The sequence below is a fragment of the Mesorhizobium sp. WSM4815 genome, from assembly GCF_055811575.1.
The window spans coordinates 221,167-237,282 of sequence record NZ_JBVVQS010000096.1 but is presented as its reverse complement, the minus strand read 5'-3'; the positions used below and the strand labels follow the sequence as shown (position 1 = coordinate 237,282).

General features: G+C 63.5%; 14 protein-coding genes. 12 read left to right on the top strand and 2 right to left on the bottom strand.

Going from position 1 to position 16,116, the window contains the following annotated elements; genetic code table 11:
- Positions 1–35: 35 nt before the first annotated feature.
- The gene (locus AC0L2B_RS19545) at positions 36–614 is read right to left on the bottom strand and encodes a TetR/AcrR family transcriptional regulator (RefSeq protein WP_473746484.1); all 579 of its coding nucleotides are present in this window, start codon (positions 612–614) and stop codon (positions 36–38) included.
- Positions 615–697: 83 nt separating this feature from the next.
- Here AC0L2B_RS19545 and AC0L2B_RS19540 point away from each other — a divergent pair, with 83 nt between their 5' ends.
- From AC0L2B_RS19540 to AC0L2B_RS19520, 5 genes are all read left to right on the top strand, one after another.
- Entirely contained in the window at positions 698–1,156 is a 459-nt protein-coding gene (locus tag AC0L2B_RS19540; RefSeq protein ID WP_128173337.1) for a nuclear transport factor 2 family protein, read from the top strand.
- 436 nt (positions 1,157–1,592) lie between these two features.
- On the top strand, positions 1,593–2,006 hold the full coding sequence (locus tag AC0L2B_RS19535) for a hypothetical protein (RefSeq protein ID WP_473746483.1): 414 nt from the start codon (positions 1,593–1,595) through the stop codon (positions 2,004–2,006).
- A gap of 35 nt (positions 2,007–2,041) precedes the next feature.
- Positions 2,042–3,151: an efflux RND transporter periplasmic adaptor subunit gene (locus tag AC0L2B_RS19530; protein ID WP_473746482.1), complete on the top strand. Its 1,110-nt coding sequence runs from the start codon at positions 2,042–2,044 to the stop codon at positions 3,149–3,151.
- A gap of 2 nt (positions 3,152–3,153) precedes the next feature.
- Positions 3,154–6,264: an efflux RND transporter permease subunit gene (locus AC0L2B_RS19525; protein WP_473746511.1), complete on the top strand. Its 3,111-nt coding sequence runs from the start codon at positions 3,154–3,156 to the stop codon at positions 6,262–6,264.
- Between the two features lie 142 nt (positions 6,265–6,406).
- Positions 6,407–7,021: a TetR/AcrR family transcriptional regulator gene (locus AC0L2B_RS19520; protein WP_473746481.1), complete on the top strand. Its 615-nt coding sequence runs from the start codon at positions 6,407–6,409 to the stop codon at positions 7,019–7,021.
- A gap of 43 nt (positions 7,022–7,064) precedes the next feature.
- On the opposite strand, the gene AC0L2B_RS19515 is transcribed toward AC0L2B_RS19520, so the two are convergent.
- Positions 7,065–8,021, bottom strand: coding sequence for a LysR family transcriptional regulator (locus tag AC0L2B_RS19515; RefSeq protein ID WP_473587370.1), 957 nt, complete (start codon positions 8,019–8,021; stop codon positions 7,065–7,067).
- 119 nt (positions 8,022–8,140) lie between these two features.
- Between AC0L2B_RS19515 and AC0L2B_RS19510 the strand changes: the two genes are divergently transcribed.
- Genes AC0L2B_RS19510 through cbbX form a run of 7 tightly spaced genes read left to right on the top strand, consistent with a single transcriptional unit; the run spans position 8,141 to position 16,090 of the window.
- Complete coding sequence (locus tag AC0L2B_RS19510; RefSeq protein ID WP_023797695.1) at positions 8,141–9,187, top strand: class 1 fructose-bisphosphatase; 1,047 nt, start codon at positions 8,141–8,143, stop codon at positions 9,185–9,187.
- 5 nt (positions 9,188–9,192) lie between these two features.
- Positions 9,193–10,065, top strand: coding sequence for a phosphoribulokinase (locus tag AC0L2B_RS19505; RefSeq protein WP_023797694.1), 873 nt, complete (start codon positions 9,193–9,195; stop codon positions 10,063–10,065).
- Between the two features lie 10 nt (positions 10,066–10,075).
- Entirely contained in the window at positions 10,076–12,082 is a 2,007-nt protein-coding gene (tkt, locus tag AC0L2B_RS19500; protein ID WP_473746480.1) for a transketolase, read from the top strand.
- A 13-nt stretch (positions 12,083–12,095) separates the two neighbouring features.
- Complete coding sequence (gene fba, locus AC0L2B_RS19495; protein ID WP_128246251.1) at positions 12,096–13,175, top strand: class II fructose-bisphosphate aldolase; 1,080 nt, start codon at positions 12,096–12,098, stop codon at positions 13,173–13,175.
- A gap of 21 nt (positions 13,176–13,196) precedes the next feature.
- Positions 13,197–14,690: a ribulose-bisphosphate carboxylase large subunit gene (locus tag AC0L2B_RS19490; protein ID WP_023797691.1), complete on the top strand. Its 1,494-nt coding sequence runs from the start codon at positions 13,197–13,199 to the stop codon at positions 14,688–14,690.
- Between the two features lie 18 nt (positions 14,691–14,708).
- A complete protein-coding gene (locus AC0L2B_RS19485) occupies positions 14,709–15,143 on the top strand; it encodes a ribulose bisphosphate carboxylase small subunit (RefSeq protein ID WP_473746479.1) in 435 nt (144 codons plus the stop codon).
- A gap of 8 nt (positions 15,144–15,151) precedes the next feature.
- On the top strand, positions 15,152–16,090 hold the full coding sequence (gene cbbX / locus AC0L2B_RS19480) for a CbbX protein (RefSeq protein WP_473746478.1): 939 nt from the start codon (positions 15,152–15,154) through the stop codon (positions 16,088–16,090).
- Positions 16,091–16,116 lie beyond the last annotated feature (26 nt).

Genomic DNA, 16,116 nt, shown 5'->3' with positions numbered 1-16,116 from the left:
CAATTTGGCTGCGCCGCCAACGCTGCGCACGCCGTTCATCCGCCGGCTGCTTCGCGAACCTGTCCGGTCGCCGCGTCCAGGAAGGCCTGGGCGAGATCCGGGTCGTTGACGACGCGCGACAGCATCAGCGCGCCGACCATCGTCGAGAGAATGGCCATGGCCTTTCTATCGGGCTCCTCAGCTTTGGCGTAGGCAATGAAACGGCCGAGGATTTCGAGATGCTCCTTGATCCCGGCTTCGAACGACGCTTTCACCTCGCTGCCCTGTCTGGCGGCATCCGAGCCGAGCGCGACAATCGGGCAGCCGTCCATCTTTTCTCCGCGATGGCCCATGCTGAGGTAGAATGCGATCACGGCGCCAAGCGGATCCTCGGATTTTGCCGCAGTCGCGGCCGACCAGCGCAGCGTGGCGCTCTCCATCGCCCGCCTCGACGCCTGCACCGCCAAATCGTCCTTGGAGGCGAACTGCTTGTAGAACGCGCCCTGGGTCAGCCCGGCAGCCTGCATCAGGTCTTTGAGGCCGATGCCGTCAAAGCCGCGCTCCCGAAAAAGCCGGCTTGCCACATTGATCACGGTTTCGCGGTTTTCCGCCGCCTGAATGCGACTCACACGCATGTAGACCTCCTTAAATTAGCTTGCGTTCGACATCTATAACAAATATAGAGTACGAACGCAATCCAATTTGGAGGAGAGCTCAAATGCTATACAGTCATATCGTCGAGAAATCGATCCGGCAGAGCTTCGACCACGTCAACAACCATCGCTGGGATGAGGCGGTGAAAGCACTCGTGCCGCATGTCCATCACCGCGTTTCCGGCGCCCACGCGCTTGGTGGTGAGCGCCACGACAAGGAAGCCGTGCGCCGCTGGTTTGAGCGCCTCGGCCGCGTCCTGCCCAATCTCCATCTCACGGTCAACCACGTCTGGGTGAAGGGCTGGCCGTGGCACACCACCGTATTTGCCCAGTGGGACGGCACCGCGACGCTGCTCAACGGCGACGCGTCCTACGTCAACAGCGGTCTCCACGTGTTCACGCTGCGGTGGGGCAAGGTCTATGCGCTTGAGGAATTCTACGATTCACAAGCAGCGGCCCGCGGTCTTGCCGCCCAAGCGGCAACTGGCCTCGAAGAGGCTGTCGCCGAACCAATTGCAGGCTAGCAGAAGCGCAGTCAGCGGCCCGCAGCGTAACCGCGGGTACGCTAGCCCGTGGCCATGCCGACCCCATCAGCGCGTGCTCGACGGCCGCTTGCGGGAACCGCTTCGACAGCCGCTCGTCGTTGACGGTCGCGAGAGGAGCACCGCGCCGGCCGTTGTCGAGAGAATGGCCTTGCAGTTGGGCTCCTTGCCCTGCCCTCGCCAACCCAGCTATCGAGCATTCCAGAGTATTCCCTGATCCCCGGCCTCGAATGATGCCTCACGTCGGCGCCCTGCCCGGCGGCATCCGAACCGAGCGCGTCAATCGGGCAGCCCTCCATTCTGTCTGCGCGATGCGCCTGCGACTCACATGCATCATAAATTTTCATTTTTTAGATTGCATTCGTAATCTAACTCAGTTATAGAGTTCGAACGCAATCTAAAAAAATGGAGATACGAGATGATCCGCAAAACCCTGAGTGCCTCGGTTCTGGCCGCGCTGTTTCTTGCCGCCCCGGCGTTTGCCGAGGAAGCCACCATAGGACGCCCGATCGAAGCCGGCAGCCTGCACGAGGGACACCTCGACATGGTCGTCTATTACGTCCCGGCCGAAGGCGACCGCCTGGAGGTCACCGCCACATTCGCGCCGAAGACCGGCGGCGATCCGCAGCGCGTCGTCATGGGCCTCGCCGACGGCGACTCCGTGGCCTTTTCGATGCCCGGCCACCGCGGCCCGCTCTACGCGTTCTCGCGGTCCGGCGAGGAGGTGACGGTGTCGTCAGAGAGCCACCTGCGCGCCGATGCCAATGCACCGACCCGCCTTGCAGACGGCAGCCTGCGTGCTGCTGGGCTCACGTCCGTGGGGCCGATGTAAAGGTCAAACGCAATCTTTCTTGAGAGGCGACGAACGTGAAAAAGAGACCCGCTGTTGTGCTGGGGGGCGTGCTGATCGCGATGTCAGGAGCGGCGGCATTTGCCACACTTGCCATTCCTACGCAGGGAGCCTCCGCCGTAGGCGACCCGAGGCAGGAACCGCCGATCGTCAGACTGGTGACGGCAGCGCCGGTGACCGGATCCGAACGCGGCTTCACCGGTATCGTCGGGGCGCGGGTGCAGAGCGATCTCGGCTTTCGTGTCCCCGGCAAAATCGTGGAGCGGCTCGTGGATGTGGGTCAGGAGGTCAAGGCTGGTCAGCCACTGATGCGCATCGACGACACCGACCTTCGCCTCGCGCTCACGGCGAAGCGCAACGCCGTTGCCGCAGCCCGCGCAACAGTCGTTCAGACGGAACCGGATGAACGGCGATACGCCAGTTTGCTTAGGGATGGATGGGTCCCCCGACAGCGCTACGAGCAGGCGAAGGCCGCGGTGGATACGGCCGAGGCGCAACTCGCCGCCGCCGAAGCAGAAGCACGGGTCGCCGAGAACGAGGCGATCTACGCGGTCCTGCTGGCCGACGCGGATGGAACGGTGGTCGAAACGCTTGGCGAGCCGGGGCAGGTCGTCTCCGCCGGCCAGACAGTGGTCCGGATCGCCAAGGCCGGCTCCCGCGAAGCGGTGGTCGCGCTTCCCGAAACGATCCGGCCGGCGATTGGGTCGGTGGCCGAGGCCAGCGTGTATGGCGGCGATGGGCGTCGTTATACGGCACATCTCCGGCAACTATCGAACTCCGCCGATGCCCAGACCCGTACCTATGAGGCCCGTTATGTGCTCGACGGTGAGGCCGCGGCAGCACCGCTTGGCGCGACGGTAACCATTCGGCTTGCGGGCCAGGCACGCCAGCGGGAAGTCCAGGTGCCGCTGGGAGCCGTGCTCGATGACGGCGAGAAGACAGGCGTTTGGGTCCTGGACAGCGCCACCTCGACCGTACAGTTTCAGCCTGTCAAGCTTGTTCGTGTGACCAGCGAAACCGCTGTGGTCTCCGGACTGAACTCCAGCAATCCGATTGTTTCGCTCGGCGCCCATCTCCTGCAGGAGGGCGCTCGCGTCAGGACCGCGTCCGCAAGCAGGGGCAACTGATGATGAACCTAAATCTCTCCGCGATCGCCGTTCGCGAACGCGCCGTTACCCTGTTCTTCATCCTCCTGCTGGTGGCCGCCGGCGCCTACGCTTTCGTCATGCTCGGGCGGGCGGAGGACCCCAACTTCACCATCAAGACCCTGACGGTCACGACGGCATGGCCGGGCGCAACGGCGCGCGAGATGCAGGACCTCGTCGCCGAACCGTTGGAGAAGCGGCTTCAGGAGCTGACCTGGTACGACCGGGTCGAGACGACCACTCGGCCGGGTTACGCGTATATGACGGTCACGCTGAAGGACAGCACACCGCCATCTGTCGTGCAGGATGAGTTCTACCAGGCTCGCAAGAAGCTCGGGGATGAAGCCCGCAACCTGCCATCCGGCGTCTTCGGGCCCTTCGTCAACGACGAGTATTCGGATGTAAGCTTCGCCCTTTACGCGCTGAAGGCCAAGGGCATGCCGATGCGTGAGTTGGCGAGACAGGCCGAGGCGATCCGCCAGGACCTCCTGCACGTGCCCGGCGTCAAGAAGATCAACATCCTTGGTGAACGTCCCGAACAGATATTCGTCGAATTTTCCTACGCCAAGCTGGCCACCCTCGGCGTGTCGGCACAGGACATCGTCGCCGCCTTGCAGCGGCAGAACACCCTCACGCCGGCAGGCTCCATCGACACCCAGGGGCCGCGGGTCTTCATCCGGGTGGACGGCGCTTATGACAGCGTTCAGGCGATCGCCGACACGCCGATTGTCGCTGCCGGGCGGACGCTGAAGCTCTCCGACATCGCCGAGGTCCGGCGCGGCTATGAAGACCCTCCCACCTACCTTATCCGACGTCAGGGCGAGCCCACCATCATGCTCGCGGCCGTCATGCAGGAGGGCTGGGATGGTCTCGCGCTCGGCAAGGCGCTGGAGGACAAGACGGCGGCCATCGCACAGACGCTGCCGCTCGGGATGACGCTCGACAAGGTGACCGACCAGGCCGTCAACATCACCTCGGCGGTCGACGAATTCATGATGAAGTTCGCGATGGCGCTCGGCGTGGTGCTGCTGATCGCCCTGATTAGCATGGGTTGGCGCGTCGGCATCGTGGTGGCGGCCGCCGTTCCCCTGACACTTGCCGTCGTGTTCCTCATCATGCTGGAAACTGGCCGGTTCTTCGACCGCATCACGCTCGGCGCCCTCATCCTGGCGCTTGGTCTTCTCGTCGACGACGCCATCATCGCCATCGAGGTGATGGTGGTGAAGATGGAAGAGGGCATGGACCGCATCAAGGCGGCCGCCTATGCGTGGAGCCACACCGCGGCGCCGATGCTGTCGGGAACGCTCGTGACGATCGCCGGCTTCCTGCCGGTGGGCTTCGCGCGCTCGACGGCCGGCGAATACGCCGGCAACATCTTTTGGGTCGTAGGGTTCGCCCTCATCGTCTCCTGGATCGTCGCGGTGGTCTTCACACCTTACCTCGGCGTCAAGATGCTGCCCGCGATCAAACCGGTCGAAGGCGGTCACCACGCGATCTATGACACACCCAATTATCGGCGCTTGCGGCGGCTCATCACCTTCGCCGTGCGCCACAAGTTCATGATCAGCGGTATCGTTGGCATCGCCTTCGTGCTTTCCGTTGTCGGCATGGGCTCTCTCAAACAGCAGTTCTTCCCGACGTCCGACCGCCCCGAAGTGCTGGTGGAGATTCGCCTGCCTGAAGGCACCAGCATCGAGACGACGACCGCTACGGTCGAGAAGCTCGAAGGCTGGCTGGACGACCAAGCCGAGGCCAGGATCGTCACCAGCTATGTCGGTCAGGGCGCTCCACGCTTCTTCTTCGCGATGGCGCCGGAACTGCCTGATCCTGCCTTCGCCAAGATCGTCGTGCTCACCCCGGACGCCGAGGCGCGTGAGGCGTTGAAGCACCGGCTGCGCGAGGCGGTGTCTGAGGGGCTTGCACCCGAGGCCAATATCCGCGTCACGCAACTCGTGTTCGGGCCCTACACGCCGTTCCCGGTCGAGTTCCGGGTCATGGGACCTGACCCCATGCAACTTTACAGCATCTCCGAAAAGGCCCTCGACATCATGCGGGGCGTCCCGGACGTGCGGCAGGCGAACCGGGATTGGGGCAATCGCACGCCCGTGCTTCGCTTCGTCCCGGATCAGGATCGACTGAACCTCATCGGCCTGTCGCCGGCGGAGGTGGGCCAGCAGCTCCAGTTCCTGCTCACCGGCATCCCCGTCACGCAGGTTCGCGAGGATATCCGCAATGTCCCAATCGTCGCACGCAGCGCCGGCGACGAGCGGCTGGATCCGGCGCGTCTGGCGGATTTCTCACTGATGAGCCGGGACGGTCGCCCGATTCCGCTCGACCAGATCGGCCATTCGGAAATCCGTCTGGAAGAGCCGATCATGAAGCGCCGCGATCGCACGCCTGTCATCACGATCCGCTCGGATATCAACGAAGCGACTCAGCCGCCAGAGGTTTCCAAGGCGATCATGAAGGCCCTTCAGCCGCTGATTGCATCCCTTCCGGCCGGCTATCGCATCGAATTGGGCGGATCGATCGAGGAGGCTGAAAAGGCCAACACCGCACTGGGCAAAGTCTTTCCGGCAATGATCGCCGCCATGCTGATTGTTATCATGCTGCAGGTGCGATCCTTCTCGACGATGGCCATGGTGATGCTGACGGCGCCGCTTGGTCTCGTCGGCGTCGTGCCGATGCTGCTCACCTTCAACCAGCCCTTCGGATTCAACGCCATTCTGGGCATGATAGGACTGGCCGGCATCCTGATGCGCAACACGCTGATCCTGACCGAACAGATCAAGGAGAACCGAGCTGCCGGCCTTAATGACTATCACGCCGTCATCGAGGCGACGGTGCAACGCACGAGGCCCGTGATCCTGACGGCACTCGCCGCTGTGCTGGCCTTCATCCCGCTCACGCACTCCGTCTTCTGGGGATCGATGGCCTATACGTTGATCGGCGGCACGGCGGTTGGCACGGTGCTGATCCTGCTCTTCCTTCCCGCGCTCTACGCCGCGTGGTTCGGCATCAAGCCGACTGCCGACGAAGTCCGTGAGGGCGCGGCGGAGGAACTGGAAATGCACACGGCAATTGCTGCTGAATAGGGCCCCGTTGTCGAGCAGGCGGACCAAGATTTCGCCGCTGGCTTTGCCTGAACATACGCAGGGCCAGTCGCACGACCTTACCGCTTGCAAATGATCGTTCAGGGCGAGCCCGGCAGATCCATCATCAGCTCTGGAGACATCGATGAATCATCCGGTCGGACCGCGAACGGATCCCGACGAGGTGCGCGCTCGCATCCTGGAGGTGGCGGAGGCGCATTTTCGCCGCATCGGCTACCATAAGACGTCGGTAGCCGACATCGCCTCCGAACTCGGCATGAGCCGGGCGAACGTCTACCGTTTCTTTTCCTCCAGGGATGCAATCAACGAATCCATCTGCAGGCAGATCGTGAACGAGGTCGCGGACATCGCCGTTGCGATCGCACGCACCAACGCGCCGGCCTTGGAGAAACTCGACCGGCTCCTGACCGCCGTTCACCGGCACAACAAGACGAAATTGATCAATGAAAGAAGCATGCACGATTTGATCGTCGCCGCCCTGCGCGAGAATCGGGCGGTCATCAAGGCGCATGTCGAGCGAATGTTGGAAATCCTTGAGGCGATCATTCGCGAGGGGACCGAGGCGGGCGAACTCAAGGTCGAGGACCCGGCAGAAGCGGCGCGTGCGGTCAACGCCGCGTTCACGCCGTTCTTCCACCCGATTCTGATCGAGCACTGCGTTCAACACGGCGAAGACACCGAAGCGGGCCTGCGCACGCAGATTCGCTTTGTCCTGAAAGCTCTCGGCAAATCGAACTAGCCGCCCTGGCAGGTGGCTGCCAGCGACGCATTCCGCCCTCAATTCAGGCGCGACCTCCAATATTCGGTCCTTCGTGCGGATAGAGCTTGCCGAACAGGGGCAGATACATCGCGCCCTTGCGCATCAGGAAATCGTGGAACGTCGCCATCGCCGGCGAGATCGCGTGATCGCTGCGCATCACCGAAAACCATTGCCGGCGGATCGGCATGCCGACGACGTCGAGGATGACCAGCCGGCCGGCTTCGGTTTCGGCGGCGATGGTGTGGGCAGAGATGAAGGCAATGCCGAGCCCGGCCATCACCGCCTGCTTGATCGTCTCGTTCGAGCCCATCTCGACGCCGAGATCGTCGATGCGGCCGGGCACGTCGCTGAGGAATATTTCCAGCGAGATGCGCGTGCCGGAGCCGGGCTCGCGGATGAGGAAATGCTCTTCGGCGATCCGCTCCTTGGATATCTCGCGCGCCGACGCCAGCGGGTGGTCGGGCGGCGCGATGATGACCAGCGGGTGATCACCGAAGACCGAGGCACGCACCGGGACTTCCCTCGCCGGGCGTCCCATCAGCGCGATGTCGATGTCGTGGTTCTTAAGACTGTTGATGGTTTCGGCGCGGTTGCCGATGGCGAGCCGCATGTCGATGTCGGGATGTTCCTTCATGAAGCCGGCCATCAGCCGCGGCGCGAAATATTTGGCGGTGGAAACGACGCCGAGCCGCAAGCTGCCGATACGCACGCCCTTGATCGCATCCATCTTGTCTTCGAGCAGGCGAAGCCGCTCCTCGATCGCCTGCGCCGTCTCGACGAAGGCCAGACCTGCGGCAGTCGGACGCATGCCGTCCGACGTCCGGTCGAACAAGGCCAGCTGGAACTCCTCCTCGACCTGCCGCAACTGGATCGTCACAGCTGGAGGAGACAAGCCTAACACCTTGGCCGCGCTAACGATTTTTCCATGGCTGATGATGGCCTGAACGGTCTTGAATTGCTTGAGCGTGAGGTTTCTCATGCGCCATACTAAATTTTTTTTAGCACGAAAGTAAAGTTATTGAATTTTACTTATCCATGGCAGTTTGTTCTCATTCCCCAATCCGGCCGGAGGAGTTGCGGCTGGATCGGGAGGTTACGATGCCAGCGGCAACGCTCGACGCATTTCTGAATTCCTATCTCGGCCCACCCGACGAACTGCGTTCGGCAGTCGTCGCGACCGTTCGTCAGCTGACGCAGGCCGCCACCAAGGTCCGCAACACCATCAATCAGGGGGTGCTCGGCACCGCCTTTGCCGGGACCCGCAGCGCCAATGCCGACGGCGATATCCAGAAGGATCTCGACATCTTCGCCGACGACATCTTCCTCGATGCCATGCGCCACGCTCCGGTCGCGCTCTACGCCTCCGAGGAACTGGAGCAGCCAGTTCTGCTCGACAGCCAGGCGCCTCTCGCCATCGCCATCGACCCGCTCGACGGCTCTTCCAACATCGACACCAATGTGTCGATCGGAACGATCTTCTCGCTCCTCCCTGCAACTGGCGCGCCGGACGAAAATCCGGCCGCCTCTTTTTTGCAGCCGGGCGTGAAGCAGCTGGGCGCCGGTTTCTTCATCTACGGGCCGCAGCTGGCACTGGTCCTGTCACTCGGCAGCGGCACGCATGTCTTCGTTCTCTCGACCAGGCTCGGCACCTTCGTCCAGGCCTACGAGAGCCGGATCATCCCGCAGCGTACCCAGGAGTTCGCCATCAACGCCGCCAACTACCGGCATTGGGACGAGGCGGTGCGGCTCTACATCGACGACTGCCTCGAAGGCACTGAAGGCCCACGCGGAAAGGACTTCAACATGCGCTGGATCGCCTCCCTCGTCGCCGACTGCTACCGCATATTGATGCGCGGCGGCGTGTTCCTCTATCCAGGCGACAAGCGCAAGGGTTACCGCCAGGGACGGCTGCGCCTCGTCTATGAGGCCAACCCGATCGCCTATCTCATCGAACAGGCAGGCGGCGCCGCCACCGACACCATCACCCGCATCCTCGAAATCGAGCCCGAGGGCCTGCACCAGCGCGTGCCCGTGGTGTTCGGATCGGCGCGCGAGGTCGCGCGCATCACCCGCTACCACACCGAGCCCAGCGCGATCGGCGAGCGTGCACCGCTGTTCAGCCGCCGCGGCCTGTTCAGGGCCTGAGCATCATGTCGGCAAAGCACCCCATCATCACCATCACCGGGTCGTCAGGCGCCGGCACCACCTCGGTCAAGCGCATCTTCGAGCTGATCTTCCGGCGCGAGAACATCGACGCCGCCTTCATCGAAGGCGACGCCTTTCACCGCTACGACCGCGCCACGATGAAGGTCAAGGTGGCCGAGGAGGAGAAGGCCGGCAATCCGAACTTCACCCACTTCCATGCCGAGGCCAACGAGCTCGCAATCCTCGAAGAGGTGTTTGAGGAATATGGCCGCCGCGGAACCGGAAAGACCCGCACCTACATCCATGACGAGGACGAGGAGAAGCAGTACGGCACGCCGCCCGGACAATTTACCGAATGGCGCGAATTCCCGCCAAGCGACCTGCTCTTCTACGAGGGCCTGCATGGCTGCGTCGTCACCGACAAGATAGACCTGGCCAGGCATGCCGACCTCAGGATCGGCGTGGTGCCGGTCATCAACCTCGAATGGATCCAGAAGATCCATCGCGACCGGGCAACCCGCGGCTATTCCACCGAGGCGGTGATGGACGTCATCCTGCGCCGCATGCCGGACTATGTCCGCTACATCGTCCCGCAATTCTCGCAGACCGCCATCAACTTCCAGCGCGTGCCGATCGTCGACACGTCAAACCCGTTCATCGCGCGCTGGATCCCGACGCCCGACGAATCGATGCTGGTCATCCGCTTCGCCAATCCCCGCGGCATCGATTTCCCCTACCTGCTTTCGATGATCCACGACTCGTTCATGTCGCGGCCGAATTCCATAGTGGTGCCAGGCAACAAGCTCGATCTTGCCATGCAGCTGATCCTGACGCCGCTCATCCTGCAATTGATCGAACGCAAGAACCGTGTGTCGTGAGGAGGACGCCATGAACAGCCAAGCAGCAGCCCTGAAGCCCGTCGCCGCCGTCTCGGAGCGCGACATGGCGAACGCCATTCGCGCGCTGGCGATGGACAGCGTCCAAAAGGCCAATTCCGGTCATCCGGGCATGCCGATGGGCATGGCCGACGTCGCGACGGTGCTGTTCAGCCGCTTCATCAACATCGATCCGTCGGCGCCCAACTGGCCCGATCGCGACCGCTTCGTGCTTTCGGCCGGGCACGGCTCGATGCTGCAATATGCGCTGCACTACCTGCTCGGCTACGAAGACATGCCGATCGAGCAATTGCAGCGGTTTCGCCAGCTGGGCAGCCGCACCGCCGGACATCCCGAATATGGCCATGCGCTTGGCATCGAGACGACGACCGGTCCGCTTGGACAAGGCATCTCGACCGCCGTCGGCATGGCGCTGGCCGAGCGCATGCTTGCTGCCCGCCACGGCGCCGATCTCGTCGACCATTTCACCTATGCGATCGCCGGCGACGGCTGCCTGCAGGAAGGCATCAGTCACGAGGCGATCGACCTTGCCGGTCACTTGAAGCTCGCCCGGCTGATCGTCTTCTGGGACGACAATGCGATTTCGATCGACGGACCGACGTCGCTGTCGACATCGATGGACCAGCCGGCACGGTTCGAAGCCGCCGGATGGCATGTGCAGTCGGTGGACGGCCACGACACGGAAGCCGTCGCTGCGGCAATCGAAGCGGCGCAGCAGTCGGACCGGCCGTCACTGATCGCCTGCCGAACGGTGATCGGCAAGGGCGCGCCCAACCTGGGCGGCTCGGAAAAGACGCACGGCGCGCCGCTGGGCGAGGCCGAGATCGCCGCGACGCGCGAGAACATCGGCTGGGCCTGCGCGCCGTTCGAGGTGCCGGACGACATCCTGTTCGCCTGGCGCGAAAGTGCCGAGCGTGGGCAAGCGGCGCGGCACGCCTGGCAGCAGCGGCTTGCCGCCTCGCCGCAGCGCCAGGCCTTCGAGAGTGCGGTCGCCGGCACCCTGCCCGACGCGGTCTTCGAAGCGCTCGCCGCTTTCCGCAAGGAGCATGTCGAAAAGGCGACAAAGGTCGCAACGCGAAAAGCTTCCGAAATGGCGCTCGGCGCCATCAACGCCGCAACCGAGCTGACCGTCGGCGGCTCCGCAGACCTGACGCATTCGAACCTGACGATCACCAAGGGCATGGATCGCATAGCGCCTGGTGCCTATGCCGGCCGCTACATCCACTACGGCATCCGCGAGCACGGCATGGCTGCGGCCATGAACGGCATCGCGCTGCATGGCGGCTTCGTGCCTTATGGCGGCACCTTCCTGTGCTTCGCCGACTATGCCCGCGGCGCGATGCGGCTCTCGGCGCTGATGGGCCAGCGCGTCATCTATGTGATGACCCATGATTCCATCGGTCTCGGCGAGGACGGCCCGACCCATCAGCCGATCGAGCACCTGGCGATGCTGCGGGCAACGCCCAACCTCAACGTCTTCCGTCCGGCCGACATCATCGAAACGGCGGAGTGCTGGGAACTGGCGCTGAAGAGCAAGAACCGGCCGAGCGTGCTGGTGCTCTCGCGGCAGAACCTGCCGATGCTGCGCCACACAGATAGCGAAGAGAACCTGTCCAGCCGGGGCGCCTATGTCCTGCGCGAGCCGGCCGGGCACCGCGCCGTGACGCTGATCGCCACCGGCTCGGAGGTCGAGATCGCCGTTGCCGCCGCCGAACGGCTGGAGACCGAGCACGGCATCGCCGCCGCCGTCGTCTCGATGCCGTGCTGGGAGCTGTTCGAGGAACAGGATGCCGACACCCGCAAGGCGGTCCTCGGCTCGGCGCCGCGCGTCGCCGTCGAAGCCGCAGCACGGCTCGGCTGGGACCGCTGGATCGGCGACACCGGTGCTTTCGTCGGCATGGCCGGTTTCGGCGCCAGCGCCCCTGCCCCGGATCTCTACCGGCATTTTGACATCACGCCCGAAGCCGTCGCCGCAGCGGCGCTGAAGCTCATCATCTAGGAAGGACCCCAAAATGGCCCGCATCACCCTTCGCCAGCTTCTCGACCATGCCGCCGAGCACGGCTATGGCGTTCCGGCATTCAACATCAACAACATGGAACAGGGCCTTGCCATCATGGAGGCGGCCAGGGCCTGCGACGCACCGGTCATCATCCAGGCCTCGCGCGGCGCCCGCTCCTATGCCAACGACATCATGCTGGCCAAGATGATGGAGGCGTTGACCGAAATGCATCCGGCCATTCCGCTCTGCATCCATCAGGACCACGGCAACAACGAAGCCACCTGCCTTTCGGCGATCCGCCACGGCTTCACCTCGGTGATGATGGACGGCTCGTTGATGGCGGACGCCAAGACGCCGGCGAGCTACGACTACAACGTCGCCATCACCGAACGTGTCGCACGCATGGCGCATTGGGTCGGCGCTTCCGTCGAAGGCGAGCTCGGCGTGCTCGGCTCGCTGGAAACCGGCCAGGGCGAGGCCGAGGACGGGCATGGCGCCGAAGGCGCGCTTTCCCACGACCAGCTTTTGACCGATCCCGATCAGGCGGTCGACTTCGTCACCGCCACCCGGGTCGACGCGCTGGCGATCGCCTGCGGCACTTCGCACGGCGCCTACAAATTCAGCCGCAAGCCCGACGGCGGCATCCTCGCCATGCAGGTGATCGAGGCGATCCACGAAAAGCTGCCCAACACGCATCTGGTCATGCATGGCTCTTCCTCGGTACCGCAGGAACTGCAGGACGTCATCAACCGATATGGCGGCGAGATGCCCCAGACCTTTGGGGTTCCGGTCGAGGAGATCGAGCGCGGCATCCGTTACGGCGTGCGCAAGGTAAACATCGACACCGATTGCCGCATGGCCATGGCCGGGCAGTTCCGCCGCGTCGCGACGGAGGACCCGCGCGAATTCGATCCGCGCAAATTCCTGAAACCCGCCATGGATGCCCTGCGCGACCTTTGCCGCGATCGCTTCGAGCGCTTCGGCACCGCCGGCAACGCCTCGAAGATCAGGGTCATTGCCATGGACGAGATGGCCAAACGTTATGCCGCGGGAAAACTCGACCCGCAAATCGCAACCGCGAAAGCCGCCTGAGCGGCAAACAGGAGACCTGTCATGAACAAGATCGACATGCCGTCAGCTGGCACGCTCAAGGAAGGCAAGGAACGCTACAAGTCGGGCGTCATCCCCTACAAGAAAATGGGCTACTGGGAGCCGGATTACCGGCCCAAGGAGACCGACCTGATCGCCATGTTTCGGATCACGCCGCAGCCAGGCGTCGACCACGAGGAGGCTGCGGCCGCCATCGCCGGTGAATCCTCCACCGCGACATGGACGGTGGTGTGGACCGACAGGCTGACCGCCTGCGAGCTCTACCGCGCCAAGGCGTTCAGATCCGAGCCGGTGCCGAACACCGGTCCCGGCACCAAGACCGAGCAGCAGTACTTCGCCTACATCGCCTACGACCTCGACCTGTTCGAGCCGGGCTCAATCGCCAACCTGACCGCATCGATCATCGGCAACGTGTTCGGCTTCAAGGCAGTCAAGGCCTTGCGGCTCGAGGACATGCGCATCCCTGTGGCTTACCTGAAGACCTTCCAGGGCCCGGCGACCGGCATCGTGGTGGAACGCGAGCGGCTCGACAAGTTCGGCCGGCCGCTGCTCGGCGCGACGACGAAGCCGAAGCTTGGCCTGTCAGGCCGCAACTATGGCCGCGTCGTCTACGAGGCGCTGAAGGGTGGCCTCGACTTCGTCAAGGACGACGAGAACATCAACTCGCAGCCGTTCATGCACTGGCGCGACCGCTTCCTCTACTGCATGGAGGCCGTGAACAAGGCGTCGGCCGCCACCGGCGAGGTCAAGGGCCATTATCTCAACGTCACCGCCGGCACGATGGAGGAGATGTACGAGCGCGCCGAATTCGCAAAACAGCTTGGCTCCTGCATCGTCATGATCGACCTGGTCATCGGCTACACGGCGATCCAGTCGATGGCCAAATGGGCACGCCGCAACGACATGATCCTGCACCTGCACCGCGCCGGCAACTCGACCTATTCGCGCCAGAAGAACCACGGCATGAATTTTCGCGTCATCTGCAAATGGATGCGGATGGCCGGCGTCGATCACATCCATGCCGGCACGGTGGTCGGCAAGCTGGAAGGCGACCCGCTGATGATCAAGGGTTTCTATGACACGCTGCGCGAGGAGCGCACGCCGCAGAACCTCGAAACCGGGCTGTTCTTCGACCAGGACTGGGCCTCGCTCAACAAGGTGATGCCCGTCGCCTCGGGCGGCATCCATGCCGGCCAGATGCACCAGCTGATCCATTATCTCGGCGAGGACGTCGTCCTGCAGTTCGGCGGCGGCACGATCGGCCATCCGGACGGCATCCAGGCCGGCGCAACGGCCAATCGCGTCGCGTTGGAAGCGATGATCCTCGCCCGCAACGAGGGCCGCGACTATCTGCGCGAAGGCACCAAAATCCTCGAACAGGCGGCCAGATGGTGCACGCCGCTGAAGGCGGCCCTGGAGACCTGGAAGGACGTCACCTTCAACTACGAATCGACCGACACGGCCGACTTCGTGCCAACCGCAACGCCCAGCTTCTAGACGAAAGGAACCGTCGCCATGATGACCAATCCGGGAAACAAGGTCACGCAGGGACAGTTTTCGTTCCTGCCCGACCTGACCGATGAGCAGATTTCGGCGCAGATCAAATACGCGCTGAAAAACCACTGGGCGGTCAGCATCGAGTACACGGACGATCCGCATCCGCGAAACACCTATTGGGAAATGTACGGCAACCCGATGTTCGACCTGAAGGACCCGGCGGGCATCCTGCTGGAAATCAACAATTGCCGGAAAGCCATGCCCAACATGTATGTCCGGGTCACCGCCTTCGATTCGAGCAAGGGCTGGGAAGCGCCGCGCATGTCGTTCATCGTCAACCGGCCGCCCAACGAACCCGGGTTCCGGCTGCTGCGCCAGGAGCGCGACGGCCGCAGCCAGGGCTATTCGATCGTGCCTTATGCGACCGACAGGCCCGAAGGCGAGCGGAGCTAGCCGAAACCATGCTGGACGCGATAGCAAAGGGCACTGCCGCGCCGGACGAATCGGTCGATCTGCAGGCCGAATTCGCGGCGTCCAATATCGATGAGGTGCTGGGCAAGCTCGACCGCGAACTCGTTGGCCTGAAGCCCATCAAGACCCGCATCCGCGAGATCGCGGCGCTGCTCCTGGTCGACCGGCTTCGCCGCAAGTTCGGCCTGACCTCGGGCGCGCCGACGCTGCACATGAACTTCACCGGAAACCCCGGCACCGGAAAGACCACCGTGGCGCTGAGGATGGCCGAAATCCTGCATCGTCTCGGCTATGTCCGCGAAGGCCACATGGTCGCAGTGACGCGAGACGATCTCGTCGGCCAGTATGTCGGCCACACCGCGCCCAAAACCCGCGAAGTGATCAAGCGCGCCATGGGCGGGGTGCTTTTCATCGACGAGGCCTACTATCTCTACAAGCCCGAGAACGAACGTGACTACGGCCAGGAATCGATCGAGATCCTGCTGCAATGCATGGAAAACAACCGTGACGACCTGGTTGTGATTCTTGCCGGTTACAAGGACAAGATGGACCGCTTTTTCAACAGCAATCCCGGCATGCGCTCGCGCATCGCCCACCACCTCGACTTTCCCGACTACGGCGTCGGCGAGCTCAAATCGATCGCCGAGATCATGCTGGCGGAACAGAATTATCGTCTCAGCGAGGCGGCGGCCAAGGCGCTCGAAGAATATCTGCCGATCCGCATGCGGCTGCCGCATTTCTCCAACGCTCGCTCGGTCCGCAATGGGCTCGACCGGGCGCGGCTTCGCCAGGCCAACCGGCTTTTCACGTCGCGCGACCGGGTGTTGACGAAGACCGACCTTATCACCATTGAAGAATCCGATATTCGCGGCAGCCGCGTGTTCGCGGAAGGCAAGCTCGAAGGCGAACCGGAGACGAAGGCGCGCTGACACGATGACGCCGGTTGGTGTGCAGC

What these genes read in the sequence shown, in the direction of transcription:
- AC0L2B_RS19520 (WP_473746481.1), top strand. Translation starts at nt 6,407, where the DNA reads ATGAATCATCCGGTCGGACCGCGAACGGATCCCGACGAGGTGCGCGCT.
- cbbX (WP_473746478.1), top strand. Translation starts at nt 15,152, where the DNA reads ATGCTGGACGCGATAGCAAAGGGCACTGCCGCGCCGGACGAATCGGTC.
- AC0L2B_RS19540 (WP_128173337.1), top strand. Translation starts at nt 698, where the DNA reads ATGCTATACAGTCATATCGTCGAGAAATCGATCCGGCAGAGCTTCGAC.
- AC0L2B_RS19525 (WP_473746511.1), top strand. Translation starts at nt 3,154, where the DNA reads ATGAACCTAAATCTCTCCGCGATCGCCGTTCGCGAACGCGCCGTTACC.
- AC0L2B_RS19490 (WP_023797691.1), top strand. Translation starts at nt 13,197, where the DNA reads ATGAACAAGATCGACATGCCGTCAGCTGGCACGCTCAAGGAAGGCAAG.
- AC0L2B_RS19545 (WP_473746484.1), bottom strand. Translation starts at nt 614, where the DNA reads ATGCGTGTGAGTCGCATTCAGGCGGCGGAAAACCGCGAAACCGTGATC.
- AC0L2B_RS19510 (WP_023797695.1), top strand. Translation starts at nt 8,141, where the DNA reads ATGCCAGCGGCAACGCTCGACGCATTTCTGAATTCCTATCTCGGCCCA.
- tkt (WP_473746480.1), top strand. Translation starts at nt 10,076, where the DNA reads ATGAACAGCCAAGCAGCAGCCCTGAAGCCCGTCGCCGCCGTCTCGGAG.
- AC0L2B_RS19505 (WP_023797694.1), top strand. Translation starts at nt 9,193, where the DNA reads ATGTCGGCAAAGCACCCCATCATCACCATCACCGGGTCGTCAGGCGCC.
- AC0L2B_RS19485 (WP_473746479.1), top strand. Translation starts at nt 14,709, where the DNA reads ATGATGACCAATCCGGGAAACAAGGTCACGCAGGGACAGTTTTCGTTC.
- AC0L2B_RS19535 (WP_473746483.1), top strand. Translation starts at nt 1,593, where the DNA reads ATGATCCGCAAAACCCTGAGTGCCTCGGTTCTGGCCGCGCTGTTTCTT.
- AC0L2B_RS19515 (WP_473587370.1), bottom strand. Translation starts at nt 8,021, where the DNA reads ATGAGAAACCTCACGCTCAAGCAATTCAAGACCGTTCAGGCCATCATC.
- fba (WP_128246251.1), top strand. Translation starts at nt 12,096, where the DNA reads ATGGCCCGCATCACCCTTCGCCAGCTTCTCGACCATGCCGCCGAGCAC.